This window comes from Pseudomonas sp. B1-22 (assembly GCF_050474425.1).
In the GTDB taxonomy this organism is placed as follows: Bacteria; Pseudomonadota; Gammaproteobacteria; order Pseudomonadales; family Pseudomonadaceae; genus Pseudomonas.
Genome location: NZ_JBCHVH010000004.1, coordinates 526,771 through 544,123, shown reverse-complemented (window position 1 = coordinate 544,123; position 17,353 = coordinate 526,771). Strand labels below are relative to the sequence as shown.

At 65.4% G+C, this 17,353-nt stretch carries 20 protein-coding genes; 11 read left to right on the top strand and 9 right to left on the bottom strand.

Features of this window, described 5'->3' with window-relative positions; all coding sequences use genetic code 11:
- Positions 1-142: 142 nt before the first annotated feature.
- A complete protein-coding gene (locus tag ACQ5BL_RS18070; RefSeq protein WP_243807098.1) occupies positions 143-1,093 on the top strand; it encodes an alpha/beta fold hydrolase in 951 nt (316 codons plus the stop codon).
- A 3-nt stretch (positions 1,094-1,096) separates the two neighbouring features.
- On the opposite strand, the gene ACQ5BL_RS18065 is transcribed toward ACQ5BL_RS18070, so the two are convergent.
- Positions 1,097-1,552 carry a GNAT family N-acetyltransferase gene (locus ACQ5BL_RS18065; RefSeq protein ID WP_243807097.1) on the bottom strand — a complete coding sequence of 152 codons (456 nt, stop codon included), beginning with the start codon at positions 1,550-1,552 and terminating at the stop codon, positions 1,097-1,099.
- A gap of 42 nt (positions 1,553-1,594) precedes the next feature.
- On the bottom strand, positions 1,595-2,512 hold the full coding sequence (locus ACQ5BL_RS18060; RefSeq protein WP_243807096.1) for a LysR family transcriptional regulator: 918 nt from the start codon (positions 2,510-2,512) through the stop codon (positions 1,595-1,597).
- 97 nt (positions 2,513-2,609) lie between these two features.
- Between ACQ5BL_RS18060 and ACQ5BL_RS18055 the strand changes: the two genes are divergently transcribed.
- The gene (locus ACQ5BL_RS18055) at positions 2,610-2,897 is read left to right on the top strand and encodes a DUF2218 domain-containing protein (RefSeq protein ID WP_243807095.1); all 288 of its coding nucleotides are present in this window, start codon (positions 2,610-2,612) and stop codon (positions 2,895-2,897) included.
- A gap of 245 nt (positions 2,898-3,142) precedes the next feature.
- Here the strand turns inward: ACQ5BL_RS18055 and ACQ5BL_RS18050 are convergent, their stop codons facing one another.
- Entirely contained in the window at positions 3,143-3,424 is a 282-nt protein-coding gene (locus tag ACQ5BL_RS18050) for a type II toxin-antitoxin system RelE/ParE family toxin (protein ID WP_207884812.1), read from the bottom strand.
- A complete protein-coding gene (locus ACQ5BL_RS18045; RefSeq protein ID WP_243807094.1) occupies positions 3,421-3,648 on the bottom strand; it encodes a CopG family ribbon-helix-helix protein in 228 nt (75 codons plus the stop codon). The genes ACQ5BL_RS18050 and ACQ5BL_RS18045 overlap by 4 nt, the downstream gene beginning before the upstream one ends.
- Before the next feature lie 263 nt (positions 3,649-3,911).
- On the opposite strand from ACQ5BL_RS18045, the gene ACQ5BL_RS18040 reads away from it, so the two are divergent.
- From ACQ5BL_RS18040 to ACQ5BL_RS18020, 5 genes are all read left to right on the top strand, one after another.
- The gene (locus ACQ5BL_RS18040; RefSeq protein WP_243807093.1) at positions 3,912-5,297 is read left to right on the top strand and encodes a sodium:solute symporter; all 1,386 of its coding nucleotides are present in this window, start codon (positions 3,912-3,914) and stop codon (positions 5,295-5,297) included.
- A 26-nt stretch (positions 5,298-5,323) separates the two neighbouring features.
- Entirely contained in the window at positions 5,324-6,280 is a 957-nt protein-coding gene (gene speB, locus ACQ5BL_RS18035) for an agmatinase (protein ID WP_243807092.1), read from the top strand.
- 75 nt (positions 6,281-6,355) lie between these two features.
- Positions 6,356-7,282 carry a LysR family transcriptional regulator gene (locus ACQ5BL_RS18030; protein WP_243807091.1) on the top strand — a complete coding sequence of 309 codons (927 nt, stop codon included), beginning with the start codon at positions 6,356-6,358 and terminating at the stop codon, positions 7,280-7,282.
- Positions 7,279-8,010 (top strand): phytanoyl-CoA dioxygenase family protein, encoded by a 732-nt coding sequence (locus ACQ5BL_RS18025; RefSeq protein WP_243807090.1) that lies wholly within the window; start codon positions 7,279-7,281, stop codon positions 8,008-8,010. The genes ACQ5BL_RS18030 and ACQ5BL_RS18025 overlap by 4 nt, the downstream gene beginning before the upstream one ends.
- Before the next feature lie 15 nt (positions 8,011-8,025).
- Positions 8,026-8,427, top strand: a complete 402-nt coding sequence (locus ACQ5BL_RS18020) for a GFA family protein (RefSeq protein ID WP_243807089.1) — start codon at positions 8,026-8,028, stop codon at positions 8,425-8,427.
- A gap of 140 nt (positions 8,428-8,567) precedes the next feature.
- Here the strand turns inward: ACQ5BL_RS18020 and ACQ5BL_RS18015 are convergent, their stop codons facing one another.
- From ACQ5BL_RS18015 to ACQ5BL_RS17995, 5 genes are all read right to left on the bottom strand, one after another.
- On the bottom strand, positions 8,568-10,526 hold the full coding sequence (locus ACQ5BL_RS18015; protein ID WP_243807088.1) for a DUF4105 domain-containing protein: 1,959 nt from the start codon (positions 10,524-10,526) through the stop codon (positions 8,568-8,570).
- Entirely contained in the window at positions 10,523-10,858 is a 336-nt protein-coding gene (locus ACQ5BL_RS18010) for a DUF2388 domain-containing protein (RefSeq protein ID WP_207884805.1), read from the bottom strand. Before ACQ5BL_RS18010 ends, ACQ5BL_RS18015 begins: the two co-directional genes overlap by 4 nt.
- A 37-nt stretch (positions 10,859-10,895) precedes the next feature.
- Positions 10,896-11,189 carry a DUF2388 domain-containing protein gene (locus ACQ5BL_RS18005; protein ID WP_243807087.1) on the bottom strand — a complete coding sequence of 98 codons (294 nt, stop codon included), beginning with the start codon at positions 11,187-11,189 and terminating at the stop codon, positions 10,896-10,898.
- Positions 11,190-11,289: 100 nt separating this feature from the next.
- Positions 11,290-11,610, bottom strand: coding sequence for a DUF2388 domain-containing protein (locus ACQ5BL_RS18000; protein ID WP_207884803.1), 321 nt, complete (start codon positions 11,608-11,610; stop codon positions 11,290-11,292).
- A 90-nt stretch (positions 11,611-11,700) separates the two neighbouring features.
- Entirely contained in the window at positions 11,701-11,898 is a 198-nt protein-coding gene (locus ACQ5BL_RS17995) for a DUF1127 domain-containing protein (RefSeq protein WP_430293201.1), read from the bottom strand.
- A gap of 287 nt (positions 11,899-12,185) precedes the next feature.
- Here ACQ5BL_RS17995 and ACQ5BL_RS17990 point away from each other — a divergent pair, with 287 nt between their 5' ends.
- The 4 genes from ACQ5BL_RS17990 (at position 12,186) to ACQ5BL_RS17975 (ending at position 17,309) form a co-directional block, all read left to right on the top strand.
- A complete protein-coding gene (locus ACQ5BL_RS17990) occupies positions 12,186-13,631 on the top strand; it encodes a glycosyltransferase (RefSeq protein WP_430293200.1) in 1,446 nt (481 codons plus the stop codon).
- Positions 13,628-15,166, top strand: coding sequence for a glycosyltransferase family protein (locus ACQ5BL_RS17985; RefSeq protein ID WP_243807085.1), 1,539 nt, complete (start codon positions 13,628-13,630; stop codon positions 15,164-15,166). The genes ACQ5BL_RS17990 and ACQ5BL_RS17985 overlap by 4 nt, the downstream gene beginning before the upstream one ends.
- Positions 15,167-15,238: 72 nt before the next feature.
- On the top strand, positions 15,239-16,069 hold the full coding sequence (locus ACQ5BL_RS17980; protein ID WP_243807084.1) for a class I SAM-dependent methyltransferase: 831 nt from the start codon (positions 15,239-15,241) through the stop codon (positions 16,067-16,069).
- A gap of 85 nt (positions 16,070-16,154) precedes the next feature.
- Positions 16,155-17,309, top strand: coding sequence for an acyltransferase family protein (locus ACQ5BL_RS17975; RefSeq protein WP_243807083.1), 1,155 nt, complete (start codon positions 16,155-16,157; stop codon positions 17,307-17,309).
- The last annotated feature ends 44 nt before the right edge of the window (positions 17,310-17,353 follow it).

Here is a 17,353-nt window from a genome sequence, read left to right as displayed (position 1 = left end):
CCTTTCGCGAGCAAGCTCGCTCCTGCAGGCAATGCATCGGCGTGGGATGCTGGTGAGAGCGCTACATTCGCCCGATGAATACGATTCGGGCTGCGAGCCAGGCGCGGCATAGTTGAATCTGGCTCTCACGGAAGGTCGCGTCATGCACGAGTTCGAACATCAACTGCTGGCGGTCAACGGCATCCAGCTCAGCCTCTACAGTTGCGGTCCGGCGAACGGCAGGCCGGTGTGGCTGCTGCATGGCTTTCCCGAGTGCTGGCATTCCTGGCAGCACCAGATGCGTGCGCTCTCCTCGGCCGGCTACCGCGTGTTCGCCCCGGAGATGCGCGGCTTCGGCCAGAGCAGTGCGCCGCAGGCGGGAGACGCCTATGACGTGCTGACGCTCTGCGCGGATATCCAGGGCGCCATGGACGCGCTCGGCCACGAGCGCGTGGCGATGATCGGGCACGATTGGGGTGCACCGGTGGCCTGGCACCTGGCGCTGCTGGAGCCGCAACGCGTGGAGGTGTTGGTGACCCTGTCGGTGCCCTTCGCCGGTCGCGCCAAGCGTCCTGCGGTGGAGATCATGCGCGAGGTGTTCGCCGGTAAATTCTTCTACATCCTCTACTTCCAGCAGCCCGGCCGCGCCGAGGCTGAGCTGAACGCGGACATCGGATTGAGCCTGCGCCACTTCCTCGGCGACAACGTGCGCCTGGCACCGGAGCAATCGCCCGATGGTTGCCTGTTCGACGGCCTGCCCTCGCCGCCTGCGCACCCGAGCTGGTGCAGCGCCGAGGATTTCCAGTGGTATGTGCGCACCTTCGAGGGCCGTGGCTTCCATGGCGCGCTGAACTGGTACCGCAATTTCGAGCGGACCTGGCAACGCACCGAGCCGTTGGCTGGGCGCAAGGTCGAGCAGCCGACGCTGTTCCTGATCGGCGACCGCGACCCGGTCGGGCGTTTCGAGGCCTACACGTTGCAGCGCATGCCCGAGCATGTGCCCAATCTGGAACAGCATGTGCTGGCGGACTGCGGCCACTGGATCCAGAACCAGCAGCCGGAACGGGTCAATGCGCTACTGAGCGACTTCCTGACGCGCCATTACCCGGCGTGACGGTCAGGCCTCGCGGCGCATGCCGATGTGCGGGATGTCGTCTTCCAGGTAGACCTCGGTGACCGGCGTGAAGCCGTAGCGGCCGTAATAGCCCTGCAGGTGCGCCTGCGCCGAGAGGTAGATCGGCAGGCCGGGCCAGCGTTGGGCGATAGCCTCCAGCGCCTGCTCCATCAGCTGGTGCCCGAGGCCGGTGCCGCGCCCTGCCGGGGCGATCACCACGCGGCCGATGACCACGTCGCCGTCGTGGCGCTCGGGGTCCAGCAGGCGCAGGTAGCCGACCAGCTGGCCTCCCTCCTCCACCATCAGGTGGCAGGTGTCGCCGACGAGGTCGAGACCATCGACTTCCTGGTAGGGGCATTTCTGCTCGACCACGAAGACTTCGGTGCGCAGGCTGAGGATGGCGTACAGCTCTTCCTTGCTCAGGTCGCTGTGGTGCTTGCAGGTCCAGTTCCGGGCCATGGGAATACTCCTGTCGATGGGGCGCCCATGTTAGCGCGCCGTTCAGACCGGCGCCTGGAAACGCAGGCGCGACGAGCCGCCGAGGTGGCGACGCAGCGCCTCGATGGCGACCTTGACCTTGGCCGGCTGGGCATCGCGGCGCGGGGTCACGGCGTAGATGCCGAACGGCGGCAGCGTCCAGTCCGGCAACAGCCGCTGCAAGCGGCCCTCCTCCAGTGCTTCGCGGACTTCCGGTTCAGGCTGCGCGGACACGCCCAGCCCGTCGAGGGTGAACTGGCGCAGGGCGATCATGCTGTTGGCGGCGACGCGGGGCTCCAGGCGCAGCTTGCAGCCCTCCCCGCCCGGTCCGCTGAAGTTCAGGTAGCCCTGGTGCGCCACGGTGTTCAGCGCCAGCCAGTCCACACCCTGCAGCTGCTGCGGGTGGTCGACGGGCCCGATGCGCCGCAGGTAGGACGGCGCGGCGCAGATGACGTTGTTCCACTCGGCCAGGTGACGCGCCACCAGGCTGGAATCGGCCAGGCTGCCGACGCGGATGGCGAGGTCGATGCGCTGCTCGACCAGGTCGATCTGCTCGTCGTGGAAGAACAGCTGCAGGCGCAATTGGCGATGGTTCTCCAGCAACGGACGCAGGGCCTCGGTGATCAGCTTGCCGGAAAAGCCCACCGGGGCGGCCAGGCGCAGCTCGCCCACCGGCGCCTCGCGCCATTCGCCCAGGCGTTGCTCGGCTTCCTCGGCGATCGCCAGCATCTGCGCGCAACTGCGGTAGAAGGCTTCGCCCGCCTCGGTCAGGGTCAGCTTGCGGGTGGTGCGGTGCAGCAGCGTCACCTGGGCATGGGCTTCGAGCTTGCGGATCTGCTGGCTGACGGCCGAGGGCGTCATGCCGAGGCTTTCGGCGGCCGCTGCCATGGAGCCGCGAGCCACCACGGTGGCGAAGACCGCCATGCCCTTGAGGTTGTCCATTGTGAAGCTCCGCTTAAGAGTGAAAGGCAAAATAGCGGGTTTTTCCCTGGATTTCCCCCGCCTAGCATGGCAACTCCCGAAAAAGGAGAAGAGAACGATGCCGCTGAGCCGTGCCACTGTCGCCACCCCTGACGCCTCGCGCTACCTCAAGCGCCTGTGCAACCACTTCGCCCACAAGCTCCCGGTCGAGCTGACCGAGAATCGCGGCGTGCTGCGTTTCGATTTCGGCACCTGCTGCCTGCACGCCACGCCCGACGCGCTACTGATGGACGCCGAGGCCGCGGATGCCGAGGCGCTGGAGCGCCTGCAGAACGTGGTGGTCAGCCACCTCGACCGTTTCGCCTGGAAAGAAGGGCAATTGCCGGTCGATTGGCAGGCTGCCTGATCCGCTTTCGAAAATAAGCTCGGAAAAACGAAAACCCGGCCAAGGCCGGGTTTTTTGTTGCCTGGAAAAAAGTCAGTCGTCGCTCAGAAAAAATGACTATTTATGAAGTGAAAGTTTGTAATTAGACCAAATAAAACAATAAAGAACTAAAAGTGACCAAATATACCTTATGTATATATTTGTATGATTTTTGATCAAATTAAAAAGTCAATACTTTGAAATATTTTGTAACCGTGTGGCCACTTTTACCCCGAGTTATCCACACGGTCGATGCGCAAAATCTGTACAGAACGGCCCTTTACCCGGTAGGCGGCGTGATACGGCCAGCGCTCGACCGGCAATTCCCTGACGCCGGGCACTTCGCTGGGCACGCCGCTGCTGCTCAGGTCGAGGTTCGCCAGCGGGCGGACCTGCTCGACGATGTCCTGGATGGCGCGCAGCGCCTTCTCCGGCCCGATCAGCACGACGTAGTGGTCGTAGATGGCGTCCAGGTCGGCCGCGGCCTTGTGCGTCCACTGCAAGCTCATGCCAGCCCCCACTTGGCTTCGATGGCGGCGTGATCCAGCAAGTGGCCGGCATCGGCGTCTGCCACCCCTTCATCGATGGCCGCCACGTGCCAGCTCTGGCGTTCCAGGTACTGCGCCAGGGCCTGGCGCAGGTGGTAGGGCCTGTCCCGGTGGGTGGCGCGGGCCAGCTGGTCCAGGGCCGCGACGAGGGCGTCATCGGCGCGGAAAGAGACAACGGTGGTCAATTTTTGAACAGCTCCGTTTACGCTGTATACAGTGTTTACAACGATAACATACGTATACGAATCAAGCAGTTGGCGAAGGCGAAGTTTTTTCTCGAAGGCAGCGGGAGGAGGGTGCACGGCGCCGTCTGGCGCGGCCTGAAGTGTCACTTTCGTGGCTGCGAAAGTTGGCTTCCGGCATCGGGGATTTGTTCGAAGGGCAGGGCGGATCAGGCTTGTCCGGCGACGGCCTGCATCCCACACAACAACAACAGGAGCCTCCCGCGATGCTGCTCGATTACCTGATCATGCTGGTCTACGCCCTGGGCATGCTTGCCCTGGGCTGGTACGGAATGCGCAAGGCGCGCAACCAGAACGACTTCCTGGTGGCAGGGCGCCGGCTCGGCCCCGGCCTCTACCTGGGCACCATGGCCGCCGTGGTCCTGGGCGGCGCGTCCACCATCGGCACGGTGAAGCTCGGCTATCTCTACGGTTTGTCAGGCCTGTGGCTGGTATTCATGCTGGGGCTGGGGATCATCGTCCTAAGCCTGGTGTTTTCGCGGCAGATCGCGAAGCTGAAGGTCTACACCGTCACGCAGATTCTGGAGCAGCGCTACCAGGCGTCCTCGCGGCTGATCGGCGGAATCGTGATGGTCGCCTATGACCTGATGGTGGCGGTCACCGCGACCATCGCCATCGGTTCGGTGACCGAGGTGGTCTTCGATGTCCCGCGCATCCCGGCGGTCCTCTGCGGTGGCGGTATCGTCATCGTCTACTCGGTGATCGGCGGCATGTGGTCGCTGACCCTGACCGACATCATCCAGTTCGTGATCAAGACCCTCGGCATCTTTGCCGTACTGCTGCCGCTGTCGATCCACGAGGCGGGCGGCCTGTCGCGCATGCAGGCAGTGCTGCCGGCGGGTTTCTTCGATCTCGGCCACATCGGCCTGGACACCATCCTCACCTATTTCCTGCTGTACTTCTTCGGTGCGCTGATAGGCCAGGACATCTGGCAACGGGTGTTCACCGCGCGCAGCGAGAAGGTGGTGCGCTACGCCGGCCTCGGTGCCGGGGTCTATTGCATGCTCTACGGCCTGGCCTGCGCGCTGATCGGCGCCGCCGCGCACGTGTTGATCCCGAACCTGGCGGTCCCGGAGAACGCCTACGCCGAGATCACCCGCCAGGTGCTCGCTCCGGGCCTGCGCGGGCTGGTGGTGGCAGCGGCACTGTCGGCCATCATGTCCACGGCCTCCGGTTGCCTGCTGGCCGCCGCCACTGTGCTGCAGGAGGACGTCTACGCGCGCTTCCTGCGCCCCGGCGCGCCCAACGGCCTGCGCGAGAGCCGCCTGTTCACGCTGCTGATGGGCGTGGTGATGCTGGTTCTGGCGTGCCTGGTGAACGACGTCATCGGCGCCCTGAGCATCGCCTACAACCTGCTGGTCGGCGGCTTGCTGGTGCCCATCCTCGGCGCATTGCTGTGGCGCCGCGCCTCGGCGCGCGGGGCGATTGCCAGCATCGTGGCCGGCAGCCTGGTGGTGGTCCTGTTCATGGCCATCGACGGCATCCTCGCCAACACCCCCATCGCCTACGGCCTGCTCGCCAGCCTGGTCACCTTCGTGGTGGTCAGCCTGGCCGGCGCGCCCGCTGCCAGCCTTCAGGCGCAGGCCGACTGAAACCCTTTCCCATCAGGAGACGCCCCATGAACCATGACTTTCCCCAGCCCATGGACGCCGCCGAGATTCCCCGCTTCGCCGGCATCCCCAGCTTCATGCGCCTGCCGATCTTCGAGGACCCGGCGCAGGTGGACATCGCCCTGCTCGGCGTGCCCTGGGACGGTGGCACCACCAACCGCGCCGGCGCCCGCCACGGCCCGCGCGAGGTACGCAACCAGTCGAGCCTGATGCGCAAGGTGCACCACGTCAGCCGCATTGCGCCCTACGACCTGGTGCGTGTCGGCGACATCGGCGATGCGCCGGTGAACCCCATCGACCTGCTCGATTCGCTCAAGCGCATCGAGGGCTTCTACCGGCGCATCCATGCCGCCGGTGCTGTGCCGCTGTCGGTGGGCGGCGACCACCTGGTGACCCTGCCGATCTTCCGTGCGCTGGCCGCCGAGCGGCCGATCGGCATGGTGCATTTCGACGCCCACTCCGACACCAACGACCGCTACTTCGGCGACAACCCCTACACCCACGGCACGCCGTTCCGCCGTGCCATCGAGGAAGGGCTGCTCGATCCGAAGCGGACGGTGCAGATTGGCATTCGCGGTTCGATCTACGACGCCGACGATGAAGCCTTTGCCCATGAGCAAGGCATCCGCGTGATCCACATGGAAGAGTTCGCCGAACTGGGGGTCGAGGCCACGCTCGCCGAAGTGCGACGCGTGGTAGGGCAGGAGCCGACCTATGTGACCTTCGACGTCGATGTGCTCGACCCGGCCTTCGCCCCCGGCACCGGCACGCCGGAGATCGGCGGCATGACCACGCTGCAGGCGCAGCACATGATCCGTGGCTTGCAGGGGCTGAACCTGATCGGCGCCGACGTGGTGGAAGTCTCGCCGCCCTTCGACCAGGGCGGGGCGACCGCGCTGGTGGGCGCCACCATGATGTTCGAGCTGCTCTGCGTGCTGGCCGACTCGCTGGCCGCGCGCCGCTGACCACCCCGGGGGTTCACGCGGCGGCGCCCGCGGGGCTATAACCAAAGGCCTGCGCCTGCCGCCGCGAGAATTCCCATGCTGGGCAATCTTTCCGATATCGACCTGCGCCTGCTGCGCACCTTCTGCACCATCGTCGAGGCCGGCGGCTTCACGGCCGCCCAGGTGCGCCTGAACACCAGCCTGTCGCGCCTGAGCGTACTGGTGCGCGATCTGGAACTGCGCCTGGGCTATTCGCTGTGCCGGCGTGGCAGCAGCGGCTTCCAGCTCACCGATGAAGGCCAGGAGCTGTACGAGGCGGCGCTTGTATTGTTCACCGATATCGAGCGCTTCCGCGAGCAGGTCACCGGCCTTGGCGGGCGCGACCGCGAAACCTTGCACCTGGGTTGCGTCGACGGGGTGCTCGGCCAGCATTGCTGGCCGCTGCCACTGGCCATCTGGCTGTTCCGCCAGGGCAACCCCCGCGTGCGCCTGAACCTGCATACCCAACGACCGGACGAGCTGGAAAACGCCGTTCTGGAAGAGCGCCTGCAACTGGCCATCGGCGCCTTCCACCACCGGCTGTCCGGGCTGCGCTACCAGTCGCTGTTCCGCGAGGAACAGAACCTCTACTGCGCCCGCGAACACCCGTTCTACGGACGGCAGGACGACGAGCCTTCGCTGGAAGCCATCTGCGCCGCCGACTACGTCGGACGAGGCTACATGGCCGAGAGTCAGCGGCCCCACGGGCTGGTGTTCAGGCGCACGACCAATGCCTACAGCATGGAGGCCATCGCCAACCTGGTATTCAGCGGCACTTTCATCGGCTACCTGCCGAGCCACTATGCCGCCGAGTGGGTGGCCGAGGGCCGCTTGCGGGCGATCCGCCCGGCGCAGCTGGCCTACGTGTCCGAGTTCCACTGCGTGACCCGACAGGGCGCCGAGCCGGGGGAAGCGGTCGCGGCCTTCCTCGACGCCCTGGTCCAGGCCCAGGCGCAGCTGGGCGATGGAGGGTCGTCGCCGTGAACGCCTTACAGGCTCTGCACGAGGACGGCTTCGTTCTGCTGCGCGGTCTGCTGGATGCCGCCCAGGTGGAGGAGGTGCGGTCGCTGATCGATGGCCTGCGGCCGATCCACTGGGACTACGAAGGGCTGGTGGATCACTACAAGTGCGTGTTCAACCGTTCGCCACGCTGGCTGCCGTACCTCGACCCGCCGGGTCTGATCGAGTTGGCCGAAGCCGTGCTGGGCGAGGATTGCCATGTGATCGGCCAGACGGCCTGGCGCTGTCATCCCGGCTTCATCGGCGCAGAGATGCACCAGGACTACCTGCCCGTCGCGCTCCCGGCGGAGCTGCTGGAGTCGGGCTTCGAGCTGCCGATGTCGATCTGTACTGCGCAGATCTATCTCGATGACATCGACGAGGCGCTGTGCCCGACCTGGGTCATCCCCGGCAGCCATCGCGCCGGCCGGGTACCTCATCCGGACGAGCGCGAATGGCGGGGCAGGGTGGCCGAGCCGGTGTTTTGCCGCGCCGGCGATTGCCTGCTGTTCCGTAGTGACCTCTGGCACGCCGGTAGCCGCAACCTGAGCCAGCGCACGCGCTACCTGCTGCAGGTGCATTACGGGCGGCGCATGGTCGCGCAGAAGTTTTCACCCTACCTGGACTGGGTCTTCAACCCCGAGGTGCTGGCCGCCTGCACGCCGCGTCAACGGCGGCTGCTGGGCGATCACGAAGCCGCCGAATACGACTGAAACGGAGGATTACCCATGGGCGCAATACACCAGGGCGGCTGCCACTGCGGACAGCTGCGCTACGCGTGCAACGCCGAGCTTGCGGACGTTGCGCATTGCCACTGCTCGATCTGCCGGCGCACCACCGGCGGCATCGTCACCACCTGGGTCACGGTGCCGCTGGAGCGCTTTCGCTGGACCGCCGGCAAGCCTGCCGAGTACCGGTCCTCGACGTCCTGTGTGCGTTACTTCTGCGCCAACTGCGGGGCGCAGCTGGCGTTGTTCACCGACCTCGCGCCGGACACCCTGGACATCACCATCGCGACACTGGATGAGGTCGCCGATGTGGTCCCGGACCGGCACATCTGGGTGAAGAGCCGGCTGCCATGGATTCACCTGGATGAGCAGTTGCCGGAGGAGTGGGAGGAGAAGCTTTAGTTCTGCCGGAGGCTCTGTTCGCGAGCAAGCTCGCTCCTACAGGTCGCACGTTGCGTCGCTCTTCGTAGGAGCGAGCTTGCTCGCGAACCGCCTAGGCGCGCGCCTGCGGATCGCGGACGGAGTCCGCTCCTAAGAAGCAGTCAGGGCAGCTCGAACCCACCCGCTGCCTTGTGCAGTGCGCGCAGGTGCGCGCCGATCTGCTTGGTGTTGGCCTCCAGCGCGGCCAGTTCCTCGCGTCGCTCCGGCGTGAGCAGGGCACGCACCTCGCGGTCGAGGTTGTCGCTGAGCTGGCGCAGGCGCTTCTGTCGCTGCTGGGTCTGCTGTTCGAGGGTGGTGGTTTCCTTCGCCTGGGGCAGCCCGTAGCCACCGTCGAGCAGCTCCGCCGGGCGACTGAGGAAGCCGCTGTCGTCGAGGATCTGCTGCAGCGTCTTGCCGGCAGTGGCCAGGCGTGTGTCGGCGCTCATGTCGTCACGGTTGCTCAGGTAGAGCTGCTTGAGTTCGTCCTGGGCCAGCAGCAGCTGGCGGCGCAGCGAGGCCTGTTCGAGCAGGAGCAGGGCGGCACTGGCGCGCAGGTCGGCCTTGTCGAACCAGGGGCGGCGTTCGGTGGCGGGCAGAGCGAGCCAGTCCTCGACCTTGTCCTGGGGGACGTCCAGGCGTTTTTTCAGCACGTCGAACATCGCCTGATAACGGTCGCGGAAGGAGTCGAAGCGATAGCCCAGGCGCAGGGCTTCCTTGGGGTTGTCCAGCACGCTCGGGTCGGCGATTCCCTGGTTCTCCAGCAGGCCGAGCACGCCGTAGGGGGTAATGCTGTCCATGCTCTGCAGGCTTTGCCGCTGGATGCCGCTGCGCAGGAGCTTGAGCGTCTCCACGGCGCAGTTGTTGGACAGGAAGTAGTAATTGCCGTCGTAGCTCCAGTGACTCTGCGCAGAGCGTTCCACCAGGCCATTGATCTCGTCGCGGCTCAGACGCAGCGGGATCGAGGCCAGGCTGCGCAGCTCGACCTTGGTGTATTCCTCGATCACCTGCGACAGCGGCAGCACGAACAGCCGCGACGGGTAGGCGCCGGTCAGGCCGTCCCAGCTGGAGAGCTGCAGGTCGCCGACGAAGGCGCGGAAGGACAGCACCAGGTGCTGGTCGAGGTCCAGGCGGCAGTCCGGCCCGCGCGGGCGGCCCGGTGCGCAGACCACCAGGCGCAGCATGGTGTGGCCCCAGCGGCTGGCGATGTCGGCGTTGGCCTCGGCGATGAAGTAGTCCACCTCGTAGACCCGCTCGGGGTCGAGGTAGCCCAGCGGCTGCTGACCGAAGTCGCGGCCGGCATTGAGGTAGGCGTAGCTGCTGGCGCATGCGTCGTGCGGGCGCTCGCCGAAGCGCGAAGCGTAGTAGCGGTACAGCGCGGGCCGGCGGCAGGCGTAGCTCGGGTCGAGGAGGAAGTACTCCATGTTGACCGCCACGTACTCGCGCGGGTTGCTCAGCTCGTAGCGGTCCGGGCTGCGCAGGACGAAGCGATTGTGCTGCTCGCGTTCGCCATGTTTGCCGGCGTACTGCGGCCAGCCGGCCAGGTCGAGCAGGCGTGGATCGTCACTGAGGGTGAAGCGGCGACCGGTCTGGGTGCGGCACTCGCCCGGCGCGCCGACGCGGCCGAGGCTCTTGTCGCGCATCGTGCAGCGGCGGATGACGCGGGCTTCGTCGGCATCCCAGAGGCGGGCGCGGTCGTAGAGGTGGGTGAGTTCGTGGAGCAGGGCAGCCAGCAGTTCGCGGCGCAGGGTGCCGTGGGTGCGGCCGGTCTGTTGGGTGGCCGCGCTGCCGTCGGTGAGTGCCGCGAGGTAGCGGTTGCTCAGGGCGATGGCATCTGGACGCAGGGCGCGGCCCATGCCGTTGCTGGGCAGGTCATCGCGCCACTGCACCTCGACGGTCCGGTCGAGGCGTTCGACGAAAGTGGCCGGCAGCGTTTGCAGGGCCTCGTCCAGCAACTGCTGGCTGGCCTGGCGCTGGGGGCCGGTCAATCCGTCGGTGTCGAGCTCCAGGCGGAGCGAGGCTTGGCTGCTGGCGGCGACGATCAGTGCAAGGGCCGCCAGCCAGCGGCCAACCCGGCGTTTCACAGAGCGAGAATGGCTTCGGCCAGGGCCTGGTCGGAGGCCTCACGTGCCTGCGGCACGTCTGCGCGCAGTGCCTTGAACGCGGCTTCCAGCTGGGCACCGCGGATGGCGCCATCGCTGCCGACGAAGCTGGCGGCGTCGTCACGGGCTTCCTGGACGATCTTCATGTCGCGCACGGAGGTGGTGGTGTCCGAGGTGAAGTCGATGCTGCGGGCGAAGGCGTTGGTGGTGATGTTGAACACGCGAATCACCGACTGCGCCTGGGCGCCGGAAGCGCAGGCGGCGAGCAGCAGACCGAGGATCAGGGGGCTCTTGGAAATCGAGCTGAGGCGCATGGATGTCTCCGAAAGGGCAGCAGGAGCTGCTCACGACTTATTGGGCAAGAATCGCTTCGGCCAGTTCCCGATCATTCGCCGCAAGCGCCGGGTGGCGTTCGCGCAGCCAGTGCAGCGCCGCTTCGAGGCGCGCACCACGCAGCTCGCCAGCGGTGGCGATGAAGCCTGCCGCGTCGTCACGGGCGCTGCGCAGCAGCTTGTTCTCGAACGGCGCGCTGGTCAGTTTGCTGGTGATATAGCTGGTCCGTACCGGGAACTGGGTCGTCTGGTCGAATGCCAGGGCAGGCAGGGCGAGGAGCGACAGCGGTAGCAGGATCAGCAGAGGGCGCATGGGCGGAAATGATCGGAAAAGCACGACCGCCAAGGCTAACGGAATGCGTGGCCGAGGGCCAGCGCGGCGCGCCGGGCGGAGTGCCCGGCGCGGCGGGGCATCAGATGGTCAGGATGGCCTGTGCCAGCTGCTGGTCGTTGGCGGCCAGGGCCGGCATCTTGGTGCGGATGTGGCGCAGGGCGGCTTCCAGGTGGGCGCCGCGGATGTCGCCCTGGCTGGCCACGAAGGTGGCAGCATCGTCCTTGGCTTCGAGAACGATCTTGTCGTCCTTGAAGGAGTTGCTGATGTTGGAGGTGGCGTCGGAGGTGGCGCCGGTGGCACGCACCGTCATGTCGGTGGTGTAGACGAAACTGGTGGCAAAGGCGCCGGTAGCGCAGCCGAGCAGGGTGGCTGCAGCAATCAATTGCAGGCTTTTCTTCATGAAGTGGCTCCGGATTAAGCACAAAAAGGTGGCCGGGGGGCCACTCTACTGGAGCACAGACTAACCAAGACTGATGCGAGTCACCAGAGCTCAGCGCCAGAAGGGCTTCGAGATCTCACCCACGCGCTCGCTGTGACTGACGCCGATATCGGCCGGTTGCCGGCTGTCCAACTCGGCCAGCTGGCGGCGGGTGCGGGTGTTCTGCTGCCACTGGCGCAGCAATTTCCAGAGGGTGCGTTGCATCCCGGTGCGCGGGTTGGTTGCCGGTCGGGCGAGGGCGTGTTCCATGGCGGTGTCCTCCGGCTCCTTTGGGGAGCGAGTGGTATGGGAGGACATGATTGGGTGGAGGTGGGGTGACTCGCCAGTCACAGCGGAGAGTGATTGTTCTGGGTCAGTTCCAGGAAGTTCGCAACTGTATTGCCTGGTTATCGCCCCATCTGTACTCACAGCGGAAAGGCTCTTGCCAGCGCGGCGAAGAACTGGTGCTATGCACCCCTTACTCCAGAAATTCGCAGTGGCGGCACCGGCTGCATCGATAATAAGAACCGCGCAGGAGCGGGGCCTGCGGTTGCATCATGATGGATACGCTCATTCTCATTGGCTCGAAAATCAGCCAGGACACCATCCATAGCTCGCTGGGCAAGCCGGAGTACAGTTACTACTTTCTGATGAAGGAGTTCGTACCCGCGTTGCTGCGCCTGGGCAGTGTCATCGAGGTCAAGAGTCTCGATGAGGTCGATGCGCTCTACGACCAGCACAGCGCGCAGGGCAGGAAGGTCGTGTTCCTCAGTTTCAGCCCGCCGCAGCAGACGCCCGAGGGGTTGCGTTGCCCGACCGTCCCGGTGTTTGCCTGGGAGTTCGACAGCATCCCGACCGAGGCCTGGGGTGACGAGCCACGCAATGACTGGCGGCGTGTCTTTTCCGGCTCCGGCGCCGCATTGACCCTCAGTCGTGAAGCCGCAGATGCGGTAAAGGCGGTGATGGGCGAGGACTATCCGATCGTTGCGCTGCCAGCGCCGGTGTGGGATCGCTTCCAGGGCGAGAGCATGGCCGACGCTCGCCGCCTGAACCTCTCGGAAAGAATGCTGCGCTTCACCGGCCATGTGATCGATAGCCCATACCTGGGGTTGTCGGCCGATTGCCTGGTGTTGCCGCCACAGCCGGAGCCCGCTCCCGAACCGGTAACCGCCGCACCGCGTTCGTCGGTTCGCTGGCTGACCACCAAGGCCCTGTTCAAGGGCTGGTGGGCCGAGGCAGTGGTACCCTTCCTGCCTTCCAGGCAAGAGCCTCCCGAGGCCGAGCCGCCTGTGCCGCCGGCCCCCCAGGCTGAACCACGGCAGGTGGAGTTGCGCGGGGTGGTCTACACGACGGTGCTCAACCCCGGCGACCATCGCAAGAACTGGATCGACATGATCAGCGCCTTCTGCTGGGCGTTCCACGATGTGGCGGACGCCACCCTGGTGGTGAAGATGACTCACCATGATCTGGAGAGCTACCGCGTGATGCTGATGACGCTGCTCTCGCGCCTGGCACCGTTCCAGTGCCGGATCGTGGTGATTCACGGCTTCCTCGAGGACGAGGAGTATCGCGACCTGGTCCGCCACTCGACCTATTACGTGAACACCTCGGTGTGCGAGGGCCTGTGCCTGCCGCTGATGGAGTTTCTCAGCTGTGGCAAGCCAGGGATCGGGCCGCGTCATACCGCGATGCTCGACTACCTCGACGAGGACGTTGCGTTCATCGTCGGCAGCGCGCCGCAGCCAGCCAGCTGGCCGCACGATTCACGTGCCCTGCTGCGTGCCTACCTGCATCGCCTGAACTGGGAATCGCTGGTCACTGCCTACCGCGAAAGCTACGCGACCGCCAAACGCCCCGTGGACTATCGGCGGATGTCCGAGGCGGCAGAGCGCAGGATGCGTGAGTACTGTTCGGTGGAGCAGGTCAGCGGACGCCTTGGCGAGTTTCTCGATGATCAACTGGCAGCCGCTCCGGGCGCCGCGAAGAGGAGCCTGGTGCTATGAGGTTCCTGGTCTATTCGGACGTCAATGCGACGAACATTGCCACCAGCCTCGGCCGGCCGGAGTACAGCTACTACTTCGTGCTCAAGGAGTTCACGCCAGTGCTTCGGCAACTCGGCGAGGTCACCGTGGTGCAGGATCCGCAACGCGAGGTCGATCCGCTGTTCCACCAGGCGCTGGCCGAAGGCGAACGCTGCGTGTTCCTCTCGTTCTCTCCCCCGCACAAGACCGTCCGTGGATTGGTTTGCCCAACGATCCCGGTATTTGCCTGGGAGTTCGACACCATTCCCGATGAAACCTGGCACGACCAGCCCGAGCAGGACTGGCGCTTCGTCCTCAAGGGGTTGGGGCGCGCCGTGGTGCATTCGAACCAGACGGTGCGTGCCATCCAACGCGCGGTGCGCGACGATTTCCCGGTGACGTCCATTCCCGCGCCAGTATGGGACCGCCTGGAAGGCCTGCGGCAGATGCTGGCCCAGCCGCGTCCAGCAAGTGCAGAGCACCGTATTCGGGTGCCACATGGCGTGGTGGTGGATACCCGTACCCTGGACCTGGGGCCGTACCGCCCCGGCCCGAATGCATTGGAAGAATTCATTGCCGCCGGCCAGCCGAAGCCGGTGATCGGCCCTGTGGCGGTAGCAGAAGAGATTCCCCGGCCTGGCCTCCGGCAGGTGGCGCACACCACGGTCCGCTATCTGCTGGAGTGGTATCGCCTGGTCTGGCGCGACCTCTTGCCCGCGCCGCTCAGTAGCGCCTTGGCGGCCGTCAAGCAGAGGGTCAGCCCCAGGACCTCGCTGCCCTCTGTCCAGCCCGTGTCGTCGGCGCCGGCGGTTGGTCCCGGCGCAATGGAAACCGGCTGGTGGGTTCCGGGATGTCATGAGCTGGTGCTCGACGGGGTGGTCTTCACCTCGATCCTCAATCCCTACGATGGCCGCAAGAACTGGACTGACATTCTCACGGCCTTCTGCACGGCATTTCGCGATGTTCCCGATGCCACCCTGCTGTTCAAGTTGACGCATCAGGAGTACCGCTCGGCCATCGAGGCCATGCTGACCACCCTGGCGCGTCTGCCGGATTTCCGCTGCCGCATCGTGCTGGTGCACGGCTTCCTCGAGCAGAGCGACTTCAATGCGTTCATCGAAGCCAGTGACTTTGTGGTCAATGCGTCCCACGGCGAGGGGCAGTGCCTGCCGCTGATGGAAATGCTGTCCTGCGGGATTCCCGCGCTGGCCCCGCGCAACTCAGCGATGCTGGACTACATGGACACCGAAGTCGGCTTCGTGGTGAACAGCTGGGAGGACGGCACTGCCTGGCCGCACGATCCGCGCCTGGCGTATCGCACCTGCCGCCACCAGCTGGACTGGGCGTCGCTGCGCGATGGCTATCTGGCGGCCTATCGTTGTTATCTCGAGACCCCTGAGCGTTACCGCCAACTGTCGGCCAATGCCATCGAGCGTATGCGTGGTCACTGCTCCCAGGCAGTGGCCCAGCAGCGGCTGTGCCAATTGCTGGAGATCGAGGAGGAGGCGTGCGCATGAACCAGGCCAGCCTCGAAGTGCTTCTGGCCGCAGGCTCTGCCGCGGCATACACCCGTCATAGCTGGAGCTGACATGCTGGAGTTCATCAAGAGCCTGGGCCGCAAGCCGGCGCCGGCCGCCGAGCCTGATCGCACCCCCGATCCGGTGCCCGCACCGGTCGAAAATCTGTCGACGCTGAAAGATACCTATCTGAGCGGCTGGTTCCACCAGGAGACCGATGAGTTGTTCGAGGGCTTTCCGATCAGCGCCGACGACTCGGTGCTCGACATCGGCTGTGGTGACGGTCCTTTCGTACAGTTCTGTGCCCAGCGTGGTGCGGAAGTCATCTTCGCGGACATCGACGCAGACAAGGTCGCCGGTGTCGAGCGTGCGCTGCAAGGTTCCAATGCCCGCGCGATGCTGCCGCTGGTAACCGATGCCAATCCCATCCCGCTGCCCGACGCGCGTGTCAACAAGGTCGTGGCAATGGAGGTCCTGGAGCATGTGGAGGACCCGGCGCAGTTCATGAGCGAGCTGGTTCGGGTGGGCAAGCCCGGCGCGCTGTACCTGATCACGGTGCCCGATCCGCTGGGCGAAAGCGTGCAGAAAGACCTGGCGCCGGAATCGTATTTCCAGCGCCCGAACCACATCCGCGTGTTCGAGCGCGAGGCATTCGAACAACTGATCCGCGACGCCGGCCTGGTCATCGAGCGCCAGGCGCACTACGGCTTCTACTGGTCGGTTTGGTGGTTCTTCTTCTGGGCCTGCAAGCAGGATCTCTCGCCGCCGTGGCATCCGTTGCTGGATAGCTGGACGCGCACCTGGAACATGATGCTGGAAACCGAAGACGGCCCGCGCATCAAGAAGGCCCTGGACAGGGCAATGCCCAAGAGCCAGGCGATCATTGCGCGCAAGCCTGCTTGAGCCAGGAACGAATCAGCGTGTCGGGCCTGACTCGCGCCCTACCAGCCATCGTGCCTGCGGGCCGTGGTCTGTCTGGAGCTGGACAATGAGCAAAGGCCGGATCACCGACATTGAGATCCTGCGGGGTTTCGCCGTGGTCTTCGTGGTCCTGCACCACGCCCATGGCAACCTGATCAACTGGGCCTCGCCGCGTTTCGACTACCTGACTGCACACTTTTCCGGCGGCTTTGGCGTCGATCTGTTCCTGGCGATTTCCGGCTTTGTCATTGCCCGCGACTTGCTGCCGCGACTGAGTGTGGCAGCGGAACAGGGCGGTGTCTGGCGCTGCATCCTGGCATTTTGGGTGCGCCGTGCCTGGCGCCTGCTGCCCTCGGCCTGGCTCTGGCTGATAGTGGTGCTGGCGGCGGTGCTCTGGTTCAACAGCTCCGGGGTGTTCGGTACCTGGCGTGCGAACCTGGATGCGACCTATGCCGCGCTGTTGCAGATCGCCAACTGGCGCTTTGTGGAAACCTTCATGCGCAGTGAGTATGGCGCCAGCTTCGTGTATTGGAGCCTGTCGCTGGAAGAGCAGTTCTATGTGCTATTGCCATTGGTGGCCTTGCTGTCCCGCCGCTGGCTTCCCCATGTGCTGGCGGTGCTTGTCCTTTACCAGCTCTTCGCTTCCCGCGGCCTGCTGATGGTGATGTTCCGCAGCGATGCCCTGATGCTCGGGGTGCTGCTGGCGATATGGAGCCGGACGGGGCTCTACGCCCGCCTACGAAGTGCGCTGCCGGTCCGGTTCGGGGCAGGCACTCTGTTGCTGGCCGGGATGAGCTTGCTGATGGGTGCGTTCTGGGCGGATGTCATCAATGTTGGCAGCTACAAATTCAGTCTCGTGGCATTGGGTTCCATTCTGCTGGTGTGGATCGCCTCCTACGACGCCGATGTCCTGCTACCCGAGGGTGTAATGCGGCGCCTGATGATCTGGGTCGGCACGCGCTCCTATGCCATCTACCTGATCCACGTGCCAGCCTTCTTCGCGATCCGGGAAGGCTTTGCACGCCTGTACCCGTCGGTGGCTGTCGACGAGCGTTTCTTCTATCCCTTCGTGCTGTGTGCAGCGGTGCTGATCGTGCTCCTCAGTGAATTGAATTTCCGCCTGATCGAGACGCCGTTGCGGCGCAAGGGCGCGGTCCTGTCGCGGCGCTTGGCCGGACAGCCGGATATGCCGGTGATGGTCGATTCCCGGGTTGGCGGCTGAAGAACGGGGAGTGGTGTGCATGTTTGTTCACGGAGCGGCCCGAA

Bases quoted from the DNA above. Each gene is read 5' to 3' on its own strand.
- ACQ5BL_RS17990 (WP_430293200.1), top strand. From the start codon at position 12,186: ATGATGGATACGCTCATTCTCATTGGCTCGAAAATCAGCCAGGACACC.
- ACQ5BL_RS18010 (WP_207884805.1), bottom strand. From the start codon at position 10,858: ATGCGCCTCAGCTCGATTTCCAAGAGCCCCCTGATCCTCGGTCTGCTG.
- ACQ5BL_RS18060 (WP_243807096.1), bottom strand. From the start codon at position 2,512: ATGGACAACCTCAAGGGCATGGCGGTCTTCGCCACCGTGGTGGCTCGC.
- speB (WP_243807092.1), top strand. From the start codon at position 5,324: ATGAACCATGACTTTCCCCAGCCCATGGACGCCGCCGAGATTCCCCGC.
- ACQ5BL_RS17980 (WP_243807084.1), top strand. From the start codon at position 15,239: ATGCTGGAGTTCATCAAGAGCCTGGGCCGCAAGCCGGCGCCGGCCGCC.
- ACQ5BL_RS18040 (WP_243807093.1), top strand. From the start codon at position 3,912: ATGCTGCTCGATTACCTGATCATGCTGGTCTACGCCCTGGGCATGCTT.
- ACQ5BL_RS17985 (WP_243807085.1), top strand. From the start codon at position 13,628: ATGAGGTTCCTGGTCTATTCGGACGTCAATGCGACGAACATTGCCACC.
- ACQ5BL_RS18030 (WP_243807091.1), top strand. From the start codon at position 6,356: ATGCTGGGCAATCTTTCCGATATCGACCTGCGCCTGCTGCGCACCTTC.
- ACQ5BL_RS17995 (WP_430293201.1), bottom strand. From the start codon at position 11,898: ATGGAACACGCCCTCGCCCGACCGGCAACCAACCCGCGCACCGGGATG.
- ACQ5BL_RS18070 (WP_243807098.1), top strand. From the start codon at position 143: ATGCACGAGTTCGAACATCAACTGCTGGCGGTCAACGGCATCCAGCTC.
- ACQ5BL_RS18065 (WP_243807097.1), bottom strand. From the start codon at position 1,552: ATGGCCCGGAACTGGACCTGCAAGCACCACAGCGACCTGAGCAAGGAA.
- ACQ5BL_RS18050 (WP_207884812.1), bottom strand. From the start codon at position 3,424: ATGAGCTTGCAGTGGACGCACAAGGCCGCGGCCGACCTGGACGCCATC.
- ACQ5BL_RS18055 (WP_243807095.1), top strand. From the start codon at position 2,610: ATGCCGCTGAGCCGTGCCACTGTCGCCACCCCTGACGCCTCGCGCTAC.
- ACQ5BL_RS18000 (WP_207884803.1), bottom strand. From the start codon at position 11,610: ATGAAGAAAAGCCTGCAATTGATTGCTGCAGCCACCCTGCTCGGCTGC.
- ACQ5BL_RS18020 (WP_243807089.1), top strand. From the start codon at position 8,026: ATGGGCGCAATACACCAGGGCGGCTGCCACTGCGGACAGCTGCGCTAC.
- ACQ5BL_RS18005 (WP_243807087.1), bottom strand. From the start codon at position 11,189: ATGCGCCCTCTGCTGATCCTGCTACCGCTGTCGCTCCTCGCCCTGCCT.
- ACQ5BL_RS17975 (WP_243807083.1), top strand. From the start codon at position 16,155: ATGAGCAAAGGCCGGATCACCGACATTGAGATCCTGCGGGGTTTCGCC.